The 15806-nt window shown below is 45.0% G+C and carries 19 protein-coding genes; 14 read left to right on the top strand and 5 right to left on the bottom strand.

What is annotated here, in order from left to right; genetic code table 11:
• The first annotated feature begins 48 nt into the window (after nt 1-48).
• From ACQVGT_RS18295 to ACQVGT_RS18280, 4 genes are all read left to right on the top strand, one after another.
• The gene (locus ACQVGT_RS18295) at nt 49-867 is read left to right on the top strand and encodes an EcsC family protein (RefSeq protein ID WP_015382812.1); all 819 of its coding nucleotides are present in this window, start codon (nt 49-51) and stop codon (nt 865-867) included.
• Nucleotides 868-995: 128 nt separating this feature from the next.
• Complete coding sequence (gsiB, locus tag ACQVGT_RS18290; protein WP_015382813.1) at nt 996-1367, top strand: glucose starvation-inducible protein GsiB; 372 nt, start codon at nt 996-998, stop codon at nt 1365-1367.
• Nucleotides 1368-1498: 131 nt separating this feature from the next.
• On the top strand, nt 1499-1831 hold the full coding sequence (locus ACQVGT_RS18285) for a cupin domain-containing protein (protein ID WP_015482823.1): 333 nt from the start codon (nt 1499-1501) through the stop codon (nt 1829-1831).
• Nucleotides 1832-1833: 2 nt separating this feature from the next.
• Nucleotides 1834-2193, top strand: a complete 360-nt coding sequence (locus tag ACQVGT_RS18280) for a YdbC family protein (protein WP_015382815.1) — start codon at nt 1834-1836, stop codon at nt 2191-2193.
• A 36-nt stretch (nt 2194-2229) separates the two neighbouring features.
• On the opposite strand, the gene ACQVGT_RS18275 is transcribed toward ACQVGT_RS18280, so the two are convergent.
• Nucleotides 2230-3051 (bottom strand): manganese catalase, encoded by an 822-nt coding sequence (locus tag ACQVGT_RS18275; protein WP_015382816.1) that lies wholly within the window; start codon nt 3049-3051, stop codon nt 2230-2232.
• Nucleotides 3052-3135: 84 nt separating this feature from the next.
• Entirely contained in the window at nt 3136-4188 is a 1053-nt protein-coding gene (gene dctB, locus ACQVGT_RS18270; RefSeq protein WP_015482824.1) for a C4-dicarboxylate TRAP transporter substrate-binding protein DctB, read from the bottom strand.
• A 69-nt stretch (nt 4189-4257) separates the two neighbouring features.
• Between dctB and dctS the strand changes: the two genes are divergently transcribed.
• The 8 genes from dctS to ACQVGT_RS18230 all read left to right on the top strand — a co-directional run bounded on the left by dctS (nt 4258) and on the right by ACQVGT_RS18230 (nt 12788).
• Nucleotides 4258-5865, top strand: coding sequence for a two-component system sensor histidine kinase DctS (gene dctS, locus ACQVGT_RS18265; protein ID WP_015382818.1), 1608 nt, complete (start codon nt 4258-4260; stop codon nt 5863-5865).
• Entirely contained in the window at nt 5855-6535 is a 681-nt protein-coding gene (gene dctR, locus ACQVGT_RS18260) for a two-component system response regulator DctR (protein WP_015382819.1), read from the top strand. Before dctS ends, dctR begins: the two co-directional genes overlap by 11 nt.
• A gap of 120 nt (nt 6536-6655) precedes the next feature.
• Nucleotides 6656-7921: a C4-dicarboxylate transporter DctP gene (dctP, locus tag ACQVGT_RS18255; RefSeq protein WP_014475862.1), complete on the top strand. Its 1266-nt coding sequence runs from the start codon at nt 6656-6658 to the stop codon at nt 7919-7921.
• Nucleotides 7922-8069: 148 nt separating this feature from the next.
• The gene (locus tag ACQVGT_RS18250; protein ID WP_003246523.1) at nt 8070-9122 is read left to right on the top strand and encodes an AI-2E family transporter; all 1053 of its coding nucleotides are present in this window, start codon (nt 8070-8072) and stop codon (nt 9120-9122) included.
• 276 nt (nt 9123-9398) lie between these two features.
• Nucleotides 9399-10325 carry an ABC transporter ATP-binding protein gene (locus ACQVGT_RS18245; protein ID WP_015382821.1) on the top strand — a complete coding sequence of 309 codons (927 nt, stop codon included), beginning with the start codon at nt 9399-9401 and terminating at the stop codon, nt 10323-10325.
• A gap of 19 nt (nt 10326-10344) precedes the next feature.
• Nucleotides 10345-11085, top strand: a complete 741-nt coding sequence (locus tag ACQVGT_RS18240) for a DUF2705 family protein (protein WP_236822452.1) — start codon at nt 10345-10347, stop codon at nt 11083-11085.
• Between the two features lie 94 nt (nt 11086-11179).
• Nucleotides 11180-11515, top strand: a complete 336-nt coding sequence (locus ACQVGT_RS18235) for a hypothetical protein (RefSeq protein WP_003225151.1) — start codon at nt 11180-11182, stop codon at nt 11513-11515.
• Nucleotides 11516-11642: 127 nt separating this feature from the next.
• On the top strand, nt 11643-12788 hold the full coding sequence (locus ACQVGT_RS18230; RefSeq protein ID WP_015482827.1) for an acyl-CoA dehydrogenase family protein: 1146 nt from the start codon (nt 11643-11645) through the stop codon (nt 12786-12788).
• Between the two features lie 24 nt (nt 12789-12812).
• Here the strand turns inward: ACQVGT_RS18230 and fbpB are convergent, their stop codons facing one another.
• Together fbpB and ACQVGT_RS18220 are read right to left on the bottom strand one after the other, a co-directional pair.
• Entirely contained in the window at nt 12813-12992 is a 180-nt protein-coding gene (gene fbpB / locus ACQVGT_RS18225) for a Fur-regulated basic protein FbpB (RefSeq protein ID WP_080030632.1), read from the bottom strand.
• Nucleotides 12946-13110, bottom strand: coding sequence for a Fur-regulated basic protein FbpA (locus tag ACQVGT_RS18220; protein WP_014478893.1), 165 nt, complete (start codon nt 13108-13110; stop codon nt 12946-12948). The genes fbpB and ACQVGT_RS18220 overlap by 47 nt, the downstream gene beginning before the upstream one ends.
• 246 nt (nt 13111-13356) lie before the next feature.
• Between ACQVGT_RS18220 and ACQVGT_RS18215 the strand changes: the two genes are divergently transcribed.
• Entirely contained in the window at nt 13357-14229 is an 873-nt protein-coding gene (locus ACQVGT_RS18215) for a cation diffusion facilitator family transporter (RefSeq protein ID WP_015382825.1), read from the top strand.
• Nucleotides 14230-14243: 14 nt separating this feature from the next.
• On the opposite strand, the gene ACQVGT_RS18210 is transcribed toward ACQVGT_RS18215, so the two are convergent.
• The gene (locus ACQVGT_RS18210; protein ID WP_003234326.1) at nt 14244-14564 is read right to left on the bottom strand and encodes a thioredoxin family protein; all 321 of its coding nucleotides are present in this window, start codon (nt 14562-14564) and stop codon (nt 14244-14246) included.
• Between the two features lie 153 nt (nt 14565-14717).
• Here ACQVGT_RS18210 and ACQVGT_RS18205 point away from each other — a divergent pair, with 153 nt between their 5' ends.
• The gene (locus ACQVGT_RS18205; protein WP_014475870.1) at nt 14718-15803 is read left to right on the top strand and encodes a D-alanine--D-alanine ligase; all 1086 of its coding nucleotides are present in this window, start codon (nt 14718-14720) and stop codon (nt 15801-15803) included.
• Nucleotides 15804-15806: the final 3 nt, after the last annotated feature.

The raw sequence follows: 15806 nt of genomic DNA, 5'->3' as shown, positions 1-15806 counted from the left end.
TGAAGGTATACTATATAGTAGAAAAAACGGAAGGGAAGTGCGGGTTGGGTGACAACGGAACGAAAAGAAGACTTACATCAGCAATTAAAAGAGATAGAGAAATGGGAAAAAGATCAGCAAAAAATCTGGTTTTGGGAAAAGCTCAGCCGTCTCCCGTTTCAGCTGCTGGACAAGCTGACACCGGAATTCATCCAGAAAAAGATCGGCAAGCTCTTGGATGAGGTCGGCAGCTTTGTTCAAACAGGCGGACAGTACCTGACATCTGAAAAACAGATTATCAGGATGTTTCAAAAGAAACTGCCGGAGGAGATCTTTGAATCACTGGAGGACATCCGGAAAGCGCCTCTTCCTGTCATGGATGAAATTGCGGAAGGAATGGGCAAAAACAGAACCAACGCAGCAACCGTTCAAGGCGCGACAACCGGTGTGGGCGGCGTGTTTACGCTGGCGGCAGACATTCCGGCAGTGCTTGGCTTATCACTAAAAACATTACAGGATATCGCAGTCGCATACGGCTATGATCCAAAGGAGAAAAAAGAACGCGTCTTCATTGTGAAATGTCTGCAGCTGACGTCGGCTGATGTTGTCGGCAAAAGATCGATTTTGCAGGAATTAAAACACTACGATCAAGACCGTACATATAAGAATGTCGCTTCTCAAATCCAAGGCTGGCGAGAAGTCGTTTTGGGCTATCGAGACACGTTTGGCTGGAAAAAACTTTTCCAGATGGTGCCGGTTGCCGGAATGGTTTTTGGCGCCGCTGCCAATCGCTCAACATTAAACGACATTACCGAGACAGGCATGATGCTGTACAAAAAGAGGCGCATTCTTGAACGACTGAAAGAAACAGAACGAGAGATGGAATAGCAGAAAGCAGACGGACACCGCGATCCGCCTGCTTTTTTTAGTGGAAACATACCCAATGTGTTTTGTTTGTTTAAAAGAATTGTGAGCGGGAATACAACAACCAACACCAATTAAAGGAGGAATTCAAAATGGCAGACGATAACAAAATGAGCAGAGAAGAAGCAGGTAGAAAAGGCGGAGAAACAACAAGCAAGAACCATGACAAAGAATTCTATCAAGAGATTGGGAAAAAAGGCGGAGAAGCCACAAGCAAAAACCATGACAAAGAATTCTATCAAGAAATCGGTGAAAAAGGCGGAGAAGCCACTAGCGAAAATCATGACAAAGAGTTCTATCAAGAAATCGGCGAAAAAGGCGGAGAAGCCACTAGCGAAAATCATGATAAAGAATTCTATCAAGATATCGGCCGTAAAGGCGGAGAGGCTACAAGCAAAAATCATGATAAAGAATTCTACCAAGAAATTGGCTCAAAAGGCGGAAACGCCCGCAACAACGACTAATCAAAAGCATAAAGGCAGACAACCTGTAAATAAAAAAGCGATCCGGCACATCAGCTGGATCGCTTTTTTTTGGAATCTTCTCAATTTATGCCACTATTGCGATACAATAAGTGAAAAAGGGGTTTTCGCTAATGTCCAAGATGCAAAACTTGCTCGCCATCGCAAATGAAGTCAAAGAAAAGCACGCCAATTTTTCAATCTCAGAGGTCAACGACCATTGTGTGCGCCTTGCGGTGTTTACGGGAGAATATGACTGGCACCATCACCCTGACTCAGACGAATTGTTTATTGTTCTTGAAGGTGAGCTGCTGATCGATTTTAAAGACAAAGAAACCGCGGTGCTCAAAGCAAATGACAGCCTGCTGATCCCGAAAGGCACGGTTCACCGCACACGCTCTTACGTCAGGACGGTAAATCTCTGTGTAGAGCATAAACAAGCCGAAACCGTCATCATAGAGGAGTAGCCATGCTGATCAAAAGGATTGTATGTGAAGTAGACGCTGCAAACGCTGAAGCATTTGCAAAAGCGCAGTCACAATGGGGGGCGTTATCGCATATAAGCGGCTTCATCAAACAGGCCGGCGGCTGGCGAAAAACGATAGACGAGCCGCTCACTGCAGAAATCATCAGTGTATGGGAAAACAGAGAAGCCTACGATCATTTTATGGAGAACGAACATGACAGCATATACGAGGAAAACGATCAGAAGGCTGTAATTCTTTCGATAGAGGTGACGGTGTACGAAGAGGATAAACCGTTCGTTCACGATCTGTTACATAACCCTGATATCCGGTACGAACCAGACTGGACGGTTCTGAAGGCATAATCAAAGCCCAAAACATCATGTTTTGGGCTTGTCTCTTTACTCGCGTCCCGGAAGTGTATTATGAACAAAAGGCGGTGCTGGTTTTAATTCCGGTTTTTCTCCAAACGTTTTTGCTTCTTTCACATATTCAAAGGCTTCTCCGTCCGGCGCTTTTTCATTCAGCCAGTTTTGTTTGGCGCTTTCTTCGCCTTCAGAGAAATTGATAAGCTGATGTGAGAACTCTTGTTTTTCGAGCGCTTTCGGGAATGTACCCGGCACAACCGGACCTTCCTGTGCTTCTAATTCTTTAATGGCGGCGAGCCATTGATTTTGGTGCATCGTGTCACGCGCCAGCAGGAAGCTGAGCATATCTTTGACGCCTTTGTCATCCGTCATTTCAAACAGGCGTGCGACCTGCAGACGGCCCTGAGATTCCGCATTCAGGTTGGCGCGGAAGTCTGCCAGCAGGTTTCCGCTTGCTACGATATAACCGCCGCTCCAAGGTACGCCTGTACTGCTTTCCGGCATGGCGCCAAGTCCTGATACAATCGCATGGTGAGGGTTCATGCCGCCCAGGATGGAGCCGATGACCGGATCTTCAGCAGCTTTTTCCTGCTGATCAAGAGGGGCATCCTCAAGAAGCCTGGCAATCATCGTTGCGATCATTTCAACATGCCCGAGCTCCTCAGTTGCCGTATCCATCAGCAAGTCCTTGTATTTTTCATTTCCTCTTGTGTTCCAGCCTTGAAATAAGTACTGCATGGCAACTGAAATTTCTCCGAATTGCCCGCCTAAAATTTCTTGCATTTTTTTAGCGAATAATGGATCTGGACGATCTGGTTTAGCAGGATGCTGCAGCATTTTTGTGTGCTTAAACATGTACCCATCTCCTTTTTCGATTATCTCTTTTTATATTTCCGATCGATAGAAAGATAAACGAAAAACAGCGTATCGAGATGGGAACTATGAATCTTTTCGCAGCTCCAACAGTTCCCGGATCAGCTCCCGGCCAAAGATGGGCTCATACTGCCGGTAAACAGGGTCAAGACGCTTCATCCATTCTTGTTTCTCTTTATCTGACAGCTCATAAATATGTATAGCAGAATTCTTTTTGATTTCTTCCAGCTGCTCCTTGTTCATTTGTTCGGCATACGTTTCATTCCACTCCGTCGTCTCCTTCATCGCTTCAGTCAAAATGCGTCTTGTTTCTGGTGTTTGCGCCTTCCAGAAGTGTTCATCAGTCATGACAGCGTAGCCGAGGTAACCGTGGCTGCTTATTGTCAAATAGTCCTGAACATTATAAAATTTTTTAGAGTAGATGTTTGAAATTGTATTTTCTTCGCCATCGACTACATTGTTTTCTAACAGCTGAAAGGTAGAATTGAAGGATTCCTGATGAGGTGTTGCGCCAAGCAGCTTGAACTGATCCTCAATTACATCGCTTTGCATAATGCGCAGATCCTGCCCTTTTAAATCATCAGGTGTTTTGACCGGCCCTTGATTTGTTGTGATTTGCTTAAAGCCGTTCGTCCAATAGGCCAGTCCTTTTAATTGGTTTTTCTTTAGAGAATCAAACAGCTGTGTGCCGATGCTTCCGTTCAGCCCTTTTTTGACGGCGTTGTAATCTGTAAATGCATACGGCAGATCAAGCACTCCCCATTCAGGCGAGAGCATGCCGAGCTTCGATGTGGAGGGGGCGATAAATTGAACATCGCCGTTTTGCAATGCTTCAATTTCTTCAATGTCCGAGTACAGGCTTCCATTCGGAAATACTTCTATTTTTATTTTCCCGCCTGATTTTTCGTTCACCAGATCAGCGAATTTATTGGCGGCCAGCCCTTTTGGCGTATTTTCAGCAACCACGTGGCTGAATTTAAACACGATTTGATCTTGCAGGCCTTCCTGGTCGTCATCATAAACAATCTCTTTATTGCCGGTATGATCATGGAATCCGATAAATAAAGCGGTTGCAATTCCAGCGATCATCAGTGTGAGACATGCAAGCAAACTCTTCATGAAAAGCCCTCCCCTATGTTTAGGATAATGGGGGCAATCACATTCGTAAAGACCTGAAAGGAGAAGCTGATGAACAAAAAGAAGCTCTCAATCCGTTGGAAAATCACGATCTTATCCTATATACTCGTCATTTTCTCCTTTTTGATCGGCGGCATTGTGCTCATCGGCAACATTCAGCATACAGAGGAGCGGGAGCTGAAAAAGCGGCTGATGAATACGGCCCGGACAGTGTCAGAGATGACAGAAGTGAAAGAAGCCTTGGCGCGAAAAAAACAAACAGAAGCTGTTCGCCATGCGGTTGAAGAAATCAGGATGATTAATGAAGCAGACTATATTGTCGTCATGGATATGAATCACATCCGATATACGCATCCTGTCAGCACAAGCATCGGCAAGAAATCAGAAGGTGCAGACGAGGAGGCAGCGTTTGCGGAGCACATTTATTTCTCTGAAGCAAAGGGCGAGATCGGTACGGCGGTTCGCGCTTTTTATCCGGTTAAGGATCAAGACCTGAACCAAATAGGTGTGGTGCTTGTCGGAAAAACGCTGCCGGGGATCGCTGACATCCTGCTTCATTTAAAGCGTGATATTGCATTCATCGTTGTGCTGACACTCGGCTTCGGCCTTGCGGGTTCCTTTTTGCTGGCCCGCCATATCAAAAAACAAATGTTTCAGCTTGAACCTCATGAGATTGTCCGAATGTATGAAGAACGGACAGCGACGTTTCACTCGATGAATGAAGGGGTGATCGCCATTGACAATCGTCTCATCATTACGATTTTTAATGAAAAAGCGAAACAGATCTTTGAAGTGCAGGGGGATCTGATCGGCAAGGTGATTTGGGAGGTTCTCAAGGATTCGCGCCTGCCCGAAATCGTGGAGCGGAACAAAGCGGTTTATAATGAAGAAATTCGTGTCAGCGGAAAAGTCATCATGAGCAGCAGAATTCCGATCGTCATGAAGAAAAAAGTGATCGGCGCCGTTGCGATTTTTCAGGACAGAACGGAAGCGGCCAAGATGGCAGAGGAATTGACTGGTGTCAGAAACTTTGTGGAGGCGCTCCGTGTCCAAAACCATGAGCATATGAATAAGCTGCACACGATCGCCGGTCTCATCCAGCTGGGGAAATCTGAAAAAGCCTTGCAGCTTGCATTCCAGGCGTCAACTGAGCAGGAAAATGTGACTGAATTTCTGCACCGCTCGATTCAAAATGACGCTGCGGCAGGCCTTCTATTAAGTAAAATCAGAAGGGGAAGAGAGCTCGGCATTGCTGTTCATATAGATGAAAACAGCAGTCTTCAGCAATTTCCCGAGCATGTTGATCAGCATGATATCGTCGTGCTTTTGGGGAATCTGATTGAAAATGCCTTCGGCTCATTTGAAACCGTTCAATCTGAAGACAAAAGAATTGACATTAGTATCGAACAAACAGATGATATCCTTGCTATTTTAATAGAAGATAACGGCTGCGGAATTGATCCGGCACATATGCCTCGCCTTTACGACAAAGGTTTTACGGTCAATAAAACTGGCGGCACAGGCTATGGCCTGTATCTAGTGAAACAAATCATAGACAAAGGATCGGGCACGATAGAAGTTGATTCACATGCGGGGCAGGGGACATCTTTTTCTATCGTTTTTCCAATGAAGGGGGAGGAAGCACAGCATGGCTCGTAAAGAATGGAAGGTTCTGCTCATTGAAGACGATCCGATGGTTCAAGAGGTCAATAAGGATTTTATTACAACTGTTAAAGGCGTTACTGTCTGTGCAACGGCAGGAAACGGAGAGGAAGGCATGAAGCTGATTAAAGAAGAACAGCCGGATCTCGTCATTCTCGATGTGTACATGCCGAAAAAAGACGGCATCAAGACCTTGCAGGAGATCAGAAAGCAAAAGCTTGAAGTGGATGTCATTGTCGTCTCCGCTGCAAAAGACAAGGAAACGATCTCACTCATGCTGCAAAACGGGGCGGTTGACTATATCTTAAAGCCGTTTAAGCTTGAGCGAATGAGACAGGCGCTCGAAAAGTACAAGCAATATAAACAAAAAATCGAAGCGAATGATACGCTGTCCCAGGAACAGCTCGATGCGATCCTGAATATTCCGCAGCAGGCCGTACAGGATCTGCCGAAAGGGTTGAATCACTTCACGATGAATGAAGTCACTGCTTTTTTGAAACAGCAAACCGCATCCCTTTCTGCTGAAGAGGTTGCCAAGGCGCTCGGCATCGCCAGAGTGACAGCCAGACGATATCTTGATTACTTAGAAAAAACCGGGGCCATCAAATTGGACGTTCAATACGGAGGAGTCGGCCGGCCGGTCAACCGCTACGTGTTAAAAGGATAAACCTGAGACCAAAAAGACCAAAATGTCCGTTATGATCATAAACTTCCCCAGACGTTATGAAAACGCTATCATTCTAGTAAGAAAGACACAAAAGGCGAATAGGACAGGGGGATGAAGGATATGAAACTGTTTAAAAATTTAACAGTTCAAGTCATAACCGCGGTCATCATCGGGGTCATTGTCGGGCTGGTCTGGCCGGATGTCGGCAAAGAAATGAAACCGCTTGGCGATACATTTATCAACGCTGTTAAAATGGTGATCGCACCAATTATTTTCTTCACAATCGTTCTCGGGATTGCAAAAATGGGCGATATGAAGAAGGTTGGAAAAGTAGGGGGAAAAGCGTTTATCTATTTCGAGGTTGTCACCACCCTCGCACTCATTATCGGTTTATTTGTCGTCAATATTATGAAGCCGGGTGCGGGTCTTGATTACAGCAAGCTTGAAAAGGGAGATGTATCACAATACACGCAAAATGGCGGTCAGGGAATCGACTGGATTGAATTTGTTACACACATTGTTCCATCCAACATGGTTGATGCCTTCGCAAAAGGGGACATTTTGCAGGTCTTATTCTTTTCTATTCTTTTCGGAGTGGGTCTTGCGGCATTAGGTGAAAAAGGGAAAAGCGTCATTGATTTCTTCGACAAGGTTTCTCACGTTTTTTTCAAAATTATCGGCTACATTATGCGTGCCGCGCCAATCGGGGCATTCGGGGCGATGGCGTATACAATCGGACACTTCGGGCTCGATTCCATCAAACCGCTGGCAAGCTTAATGATGTCTGTTTATATTACGATGTTCCTGTTCGTATTTGTTGCTTTAAATATCATCTGCAAGCTTTACGGATTCAGCCTGTGGAATTACCTTCGCTTCATTAAGGATGAGCTTTTGATCGTGCTTGGCACAAGCTCTTCCGAATCGGTGCTTCCGCGTATGATGGATAAAATGGAGCGCTACGGCTGTTCCAAATCAGTTGTCGGGCTAGTTATTCCGACGGGCTATTCGTTTAACCTCGACGGCACATCCATTTATTTATCAATGGCGACTGTCTTTTTGGCGCAGGTGTTTGGAGTAGACCTCAGCATCGGCCAGCAAATTACGATTATCCTCGTTCTGATGCTGACATCGAAGGGAGCGGCAGGTGTGACGGGAAGCGGATTTATCGTCCTTGCCTCAACGCTGTCAGCGCTGCAGGTCATTCCGCTGGAGGGTCTTGCACTCCTGCTCGGGGTCGACCGTTTCATGAGTGAAGGAAGAGCCATTGTGAACCTGATCGGAAACGGAATCGCCACGATCATTGTTGCAAAAAGCGAAAATGAATTTGATGAAGCAAAAAGCGTAGAGGCTGTTGAAGGCATGAAAAAAATGAAAACAGCAGTCTGAAAAAAGAACGGCCCATTCATGGGGCCGTTTTTTTAATTGTTTAAGAATTATTAAGGTAAGGACAGAGACCTCAGCATTTTTTTGTTATATAATTTACAAATGGATACTATATTGAATGAAGGACGTTTGTCCTAACAGGAGTGTATAAATGGCCGCTTTAGTTAAATTTTTTCAGCACCCGGGAGTAAGGCGTTTCTCCATCTTTGTCGTGTTAACTGGTGTGTTATATCTATTTAAGAGCATGATCAACTTAATATTGCTTACCTTCATTTTCACATTTCTAATGGATCGTTTGGAGCTTGTCGTGCGGCAGTTTGTAAGCCAGTTCTTCCGCGTGAGCCAGCGGGTTGTCATTACGTTTCTTTACATGTTGCTGGCTGTGCTGCTTACAGTCGGGGGCTTTGTGTTTTATCCGGTCGTCGCGGCGCAGATCCAGCAGCTGGTAAAGCAGATTAAACATATTGCGTATCATCCTGACAGCATCCCTTTCTTTGATGAGATCACCAGTGTCTTCGGAGATATTAACATCAGTTCATATGTCAAAGAGGGCTTCAATGTAGTGTATACGTATCTGGCCGATATCAGCACATTCGGTTTGCAGGTCGTGATGGCGCTCATTCTCAGCATGTTTTTCTTATTTGAGAAAAAACGGCTTTCTGAATTCATGGCGAAATTTAAAACGAGCAAACTGAGGGTCTTTTATGAGGAGATTGCTTTTTTCGGAAGCAAATTTGCAAGAACGTTCGGCAAGGTGCTCGAGGCTCAATTTATCATTGCGCTCGTCAACTGTATTCTGACGTTTATCGCGCTTTGGATTATGCATTTTCCGCAGCTGTTTGGGCTTTCGATTATGGTGTTCTTCCTTGGATTGATCCCTGTAGCAGGCGTCGTCATTTCCCTGATTCCGCTCAGCATTATCGCCTACAGCACTGGCGGTGGAATGTATGTGCTCTACATTGTCCTTGTCATATTCGCCATTCATGCGATCGAAACATATTTCTTAAATCCGAAGCTGATGTCGGCGAAAACAGAGCTGCCAATCTTTTTCACCTTCACTGTACTCATTTTCTCTGAACACTTTTTTGGCATATGGGGTTTAATTATCGGGATTCCGATCTTTGTGTTTCTCCTTGATATTCTGGATGTCACCAACAAGGAAGATAGGTCTAAAGGACCCCGAGAGAATAGCGATAAAAAGTAGTTTAAAATCGAATAATGAGTGTGCCTCGATCTCCCGGCCTGCCTGTTCAGGGCATGGAATTAAGACTCGGAATCGGGGCTTGGCATTGCTTCGCACAGTGGTGAACACAACAGGTGACAATGCCTGTCATCATTACAGAAACTGAAAAGAACAAACAGTCGGAGCAAACGCTCATCATCGGTTTAACCAAACATTTGGAAGCAACAAATGCTATAATACAAACAGTGCCTAATGTTGGGCACTGTTTATTTTTTGTCGAAAAAGGAGGAAGGCTTTATGGCTGAGCCGATTTTACATATTGAAGGCCTCGATAAAAAGATTGGGTCTAAACAGATTTTAAAACAGATCAGCATGGACGTCATGGAGGGTGAAATCATCGGCTTGCTCGGTCCGAATGGTTCCGGAAAAACAACACTCATCCGTATCATCGTCGGGCTGCTGAAACAAAATAGCGGAAGCGTGACAATCAGTGGATTCCAGCATGATACAGAGTTTGAAAAAGCGATGGAAGCGGTTGGAGCGATTGTTGAGAACCCTGAGTTCTATCCGTACCTGACAGGCTGGGAAAACCTCAAGCACTTTGCGAATATGCACAAAAAAATAGCGGATGAACGGCTTGATGAAGTGGTGGAACGTGTCGGGCTGACGTCAGCAATTCATGATAAGGTGAAAACCTATTCCCTTGGGATGCGCCAGCGTCTGGGAATCGCCCAGGCAATTCTTCACCGGCCGAAGCTTCTCATTCTAGATGAACCGACAAACGGCCTCGATCCTGCGGGGATGAAGGATTTTCGGGATCATATTAAGGAACTCGCAGAAATGGAAGGAACAGCTGTCCTGTTCGCCACTCATTTATTGCGCGAGGTTGAAGACTTGTGCGACCGTGTCATCATCATTCAAAAAGGTGAGATCAAAGCGGAAGTGAGCTTACAAGGAACTGGTCAAACCACAGAAAAAGCGATTGTAGAAGTGCAGCCGCAAGAAAAAGCGCTCAATTGGCTGACAGGCAATCAATATCAAGCTGAGAGCCAAGACGGGACGATTGTAGTTGAGGTGGCAAAAGAAAACATACCGGAGCTGAACCGATCACTTGTCGGACAAGATCTGAATGTATTTTCCATTACGCCTTACACGCAGTCACTGGAAGACGAATTTATAAAAGCGACAACAGCTCATCAAGAGGAGGGAGAAGAGCTTGTCTAAATTAATTTGGAATGAACATATGAAACTTTTTAATCGGAAGGTCACTTTGGTTTCCCTTATCCTGATGGCTGTCTTTCAATTCTTCATGGCATTGATCATTAAACGGATTGTCATCAGTGCCGGAACAGATGAAAACTTCATCGGCTATTTATCGTATACACCGAGCCTGAACATTTTGCTGCAGGCTTTAACGATCGTAATTGCAGCAACAATTGTTTCGATGGAATTTGATAAAAAGACGATCAAATTTTTGCTCATTCGTCCGGTTAAACGCCAAAAGGTCTTTTGGTCAAAATTAATCACAGTCGTGATGGTCAGCTTCTATTTGTATCTGGCATACTACATTCTGGCATTATTATTCGGTCTCGTGTTTTTTGGCACATCGGTGACTGCGGAATCAAAGACATTGCTGGTCAACACCTTGGCGCTGATCGGGTCAAACTGGCTTGAAGCCGTAATGATGGGATTATTCGGGCTGCTTTGTTCTGCGCTGTTCCGCAATAGCGCGGTAGCTGTTGTTGTTTCTTTTGTCGTTTTATACGGAGCGAGTACACTTGTTCAGCTCATGAAGTTGTTTGAAAACAAGTGGGGCAGCTTTTTGCTTTTTGCGAACACTGACTTTACGCAATACAGAAGCGGAGAGACAGCGTTGTTTTCAGGCATGACGCCATTGTTTTCAATTGGAATTCTCATCATACATGCCATATTCTTCATCGTTGTTGGCTGGTGGTGCTTCTGTAAACGGGATGTTCGGGTCTAAAGGCAAGGAATGACATTTTTGTGAAAAAGCTCACGTAAATCAATATCAAGTGATATTTTGGTTTATACTAAAGGTACTGACGGAGGTGTCTCGATTGAGGAACTTTATTACCGCTTTACCGATTGTATTGCTGCTTGGATTCTCATTTGTGTCATTCATGTTTCAGTTTGAACATCTTGTTTATTTCAGGCTCGCGCTTGGGTTGTTTTCTCTCGTGGGACTGTACATGATATATAAAATGAAGACGGGCATCCGCTATTTTATCATCTATCTGTATGCCAGCTGGATTGTGTTGGCCGCAGTGACCGCTTTTGAAGAGCCGATTTTCTCAAGCTTTTTCTTTGGCGGCCTGGTGATGACGATGGGTTACCTGACATATATGCTGATTTATCTCGGCATGAAACAAGACCGGGATGCAAATCCTGTGTAATCGCGCTGTTCCCTTGGGGAACGGCGTGTTTTTCTATACTGGGCAAAAGATTAACAGTTGCGGAAAAATGGCAGGAAATCTATAATACATATTAAATTTATCGGAATTAAAACTGGGGGGCTGCCAGATGTCATTATTTATACAAAACGATCAACAGCGGCAATGGATGGAGAAAATCGGACGGATTGCGGATGAATTTCAGCAAACAGCTGCTGAAGATGACGAACAGGGACGTTTTCCTGCAGAGAAAATACAAAAACTGCGTGATGCTGGGTATACAGCATTAACATTGCCGGCATCTCATGGCGGAGGGGGCATTTCTGTTTACGATATGCTCTTGTTTCAAGAACGGCTTGCACGGGGAGATGCTCCTGCGGCTCTTAGCATCGGCTGGCATTTGAGTGTAATCGGGGAGCTTGGAGAAGGCAACAGCTGGGATAAAGACGTGTTTGCGTTTGTTGCCAAGGAAGTCCAGAATGGTGCTGTCATTAACAGGGCGGCGACTGAAGCGAAAACCGGAAGCCCGACAAGAGGAGGGCGCCCCGGTACACACGCCGTCAAAAAGGATGGCAAATGGGCAGTGAACGGGAGAAAAACCTTTACGACGATGTCACAAGCTCTGGATTATTTTTTAGTAACCGCATGGATTGAAGACAAACAAACAACAGGCGTGTTTCTCATTCATAAAGATGATCCCGGCTTGTCGATTGAAGAAACGTGGGATATGATGGCGATGCGGGCGACTGGGAGCCATGACCTTGTACTGAACGAAGTCATGCTTGATGAGAATAAGCTGGTGGAACTGCTTCAAGGGCCTCGTGGAGCTAAGCCGAATGGCTGGCTGCTTCACATTCCTGCGATTTATCTTGGTGTTGCTCAAGCTGCTCGTGACTATGCAGTGCAATTTGCATCTGAGTATTCCCCAAACAGCTTGAATGGACCGATCAAGAATGTCCCGGCCGTACAGCAAAGAACAGGCGAAATGGAGCTTGAACTGCTCAATGCCAGACACTTTCTTTTCCATATCGCTCAATTGTATGACGATCCGGAGCGGCGGCCACACTTGACCAGCGAGCTCGGTGCGGCGAAACATATCGTCACAAACGCTGCGCTGTCTGTTGTTGATAAAGCGATGAGAATTGTCGGGGCCAAAAGCCTGGAACGAACCAACCCGCTTCAACGCTATTACCGTGATGTGCGCGCCGGTCTTCACAACCCGCCGATGGATGACGCCGTGATACACAAGCTGGCAGCTGAAGCATTTGAGTCATAAAAAAAAGAGCCTTACCGGCTCTTTTTATGTATTGTTTTGCTCCTGCAGATTTTTTTGATGCTTGCTGTCGATCCTGTCATAAATAACGTTCATCAGCTTTGGATTGCCCATAATCGCCTCTTTGTTTTCCTGGATCAGCTGTTGGTAAGTTTTCACTTTACGCTTCGGCATGCTCCGGCGCCCTCCTGACATGGTTGTATTCACTTTCTAACTCCGTCAGCGACAATTCATACAAATGACGCTTTGACTTTTTGTATATACCATTCTGTATTAACAGATGAATGAGCTGTTTTTTTCTGATTTCTGCAGACTGAGGTGTCATTGTGTCACCAACCTCCAATCAAACGATATTGATAATCATTATCAATTAAATTCAGTATACAATGTCCGCGATAGCCTGTAAAGATGAAAAGAGTCCTATTCTTGGCCAATTTACAAACATTCAACAAATCGACAAAAAGTTTCCCGGGCAATAATGTGCTGTCGAAATATTCCGCTTCATTGAACGCGTCCTGCTATTTTTCATGTTTTGAACCATACTATGTAATAGAATGGAGGCTGGTATTCAATGGAGCGGACAGAAAATCTGAAAAAAGGAGAAAAAGGGGCGCTCCTCAATATTTTTGCATATGTCATTCTTGCTGTTGTAAAGCTAGTCATCGGGATTCTATATCATTCTGAAGCGCTGAGAGCAGACGGGTTAAATAATGGAACAGATATTGTTGCGTCAGTAGCAGTGCTGATAGGATTGCGGATTTCTCAAAGACCGGCTGACAGCGATCATCCATACGGCCATTATCGGGCTGAAACAATTTCGTCTCTTGTTGCGTCTTTTATTATGATGGCAGTTGGCATTGAAGTGTTAATCGGCGGAGGAAAAGCGATTGCGGGCGGCGCAACGGAAACGCCAAATCTTATCGCGGCATGGACGGCGTTAGGCAGTGCTGTGTTTATGTATGGCATCTATTTATATAACAAAAGGCTGGCAGCGTCCATTAAAAGTTCTGCCCTGATGGCAGCGGCAAAGGACAGCAGGTCAGACGCTTTTGTAAGTGCCGGCGCGTTTATCGGTGTTTTTTCGTCCCAGCTGAAGCTGCCGTGGATTGATCCGGTAACGGCTTTTATCATCGGCATCATCATTTGCAAAACTGCGTGGGATATCTTTAAAGACGCTTCACATTCCTTAACAGACGGCTTCCATTTAAAAGATCTTGAGCCTTACAAACAGACCGTCGGCAGGATCGAAAATGTGCATCGCCTAAAGGATGTGAAAGCGAGGTATTTAGGCAGTACAGTTCATATTGAGATGGTGATTACGGTTGATCCAAAGCTTACAGTAGAAGAAGGCCATGGAGTGGCGGATGAAGTAGAAGACAAAATAAAACATGAACACGATGTCACTCATGTTCATGTTCATGTAGAGCCTGACGACATAAAATAAGGCTGTTTAACGAATTAGCTTATATGTTCAGATAAAAATTCAGTCACTTCTTCAGGCGTTTTGGCATTGGCGCTGTGAAGGTGAGCTGTTTTTTCACCGTTTTTGAAGATAAGCAGGCTGGGAATGCCCATTACTTGGTATTTTTCAGCCAGGTCAGGAAGCTCGTCCTTATTCAGCTCATACCAATCGTTTTGGTTATACTCTTCCAAAATATCGCCGATGAACATATTCATGCGTGTGCAGTCTGGGCACCAATCAGCATAAAACTTTACAATGATTTCTTTATCGGATTGAATCAGTTCATTAAATTGTTCGTTTGTTGTGATTTTTTTCATATGTCACATCTCCTTTTCAATGCCATTTTAATATAAAATAAAAAGGAATTACATACAAATGCATTCAACATCAGCATGCCCAAAAATAATTAGATCATTTTCCGGTGAAAATGATAAGATAGTAAAGATGAATTGTAGTGGGGGGATTATCCATTGAAAACAAGTCTAGGATTAGTGTACGGAGGAAAGTCGGCAGAACATAATGTTTCCCTGCAGACAGCTCTGGCTGTAATCAAAGCGCTAAATACTGAGAAGTTTGATATACATCCGATTTATATAACAGAAAAAGGCGAATGGGTTAGAGGCGCCCGTTTAACTGAGCCTGTTTCAAACGTGAAAATGCTTCAATTTGAGCAAGGAGGCAGTGCTTTTTCTCCAGCTGCCCTGAACCAGGAGATGTTTCCGCAGGAAGCGTCACAGCAAAATGAAGCCATCGACGTCGTATTCCCGCTCCTCCACGGACCGAACGGAGAAGACGGTACGATCCAGGGAATGCTCGAGCTGTTGAACATTCCTTATGTCGGCAACGGAGTGCTTGCTTCCTCAGCTGGCATGGATAAAGTTGTCATGAAACATTTATTTGCGCAGGCCGGCCTTGCTCAGGCTAAATACGCAGCTTTCCTTAAGAAAGACTGGACTCGTTCTCCGAAAGAAAGCTGTGAGCAGGTTGAACAGGAATTAGGCTACCCTTGCTTCGTAAAACCGGCGAACCTCGGCTCAAGTGTCGGAATCAGCAAATGCCGAAACCGTGAAGAACTGCAAAAAGCGTTTGAGCTTGCTTTCCAATATGATCGCAAAGTCGTCGTTGAAGAAGGAATTAACGGCCGCGAGATTGAGATTGGCGTTCTTGGAAATGACGATCCTAAATGCTCTGTTGTGGGAGAAATCGCACCGAAGACAGATTTCTACGATTACAAAGCGAAATATGAGGATGGAGATACTGATCTGATGATTCCGGCGATTGTGACTGATGAGGAATACGCAACAATCAGTGATATGGCGATCAAAGCGTTTAAAGCGATCGATGGTTCAGGACTCGTCAGAGCGGACTTTTTCCTGACAGCTGACGGCGAAGTTCTGATCAATGAAGTCAACACAATGCCTGGCTTTACACCTTTCAGCATGTTCCCGCTGCTCTGGAAAGAAGCCGGAGTGGAATATGCTGACCTGATTGAACAGCTTGTGGAGCTTGCAAAAGAACGCCACGCTGAAAAACAATTGATTAAGCATACATTCTAACGA

It is taken from the genome of Bacillus sp. SCT118 (genome assembly GCF_058566435.1).
This window is presented reverse-complemented; position numbering and strand designations above follow the sequence as displayed.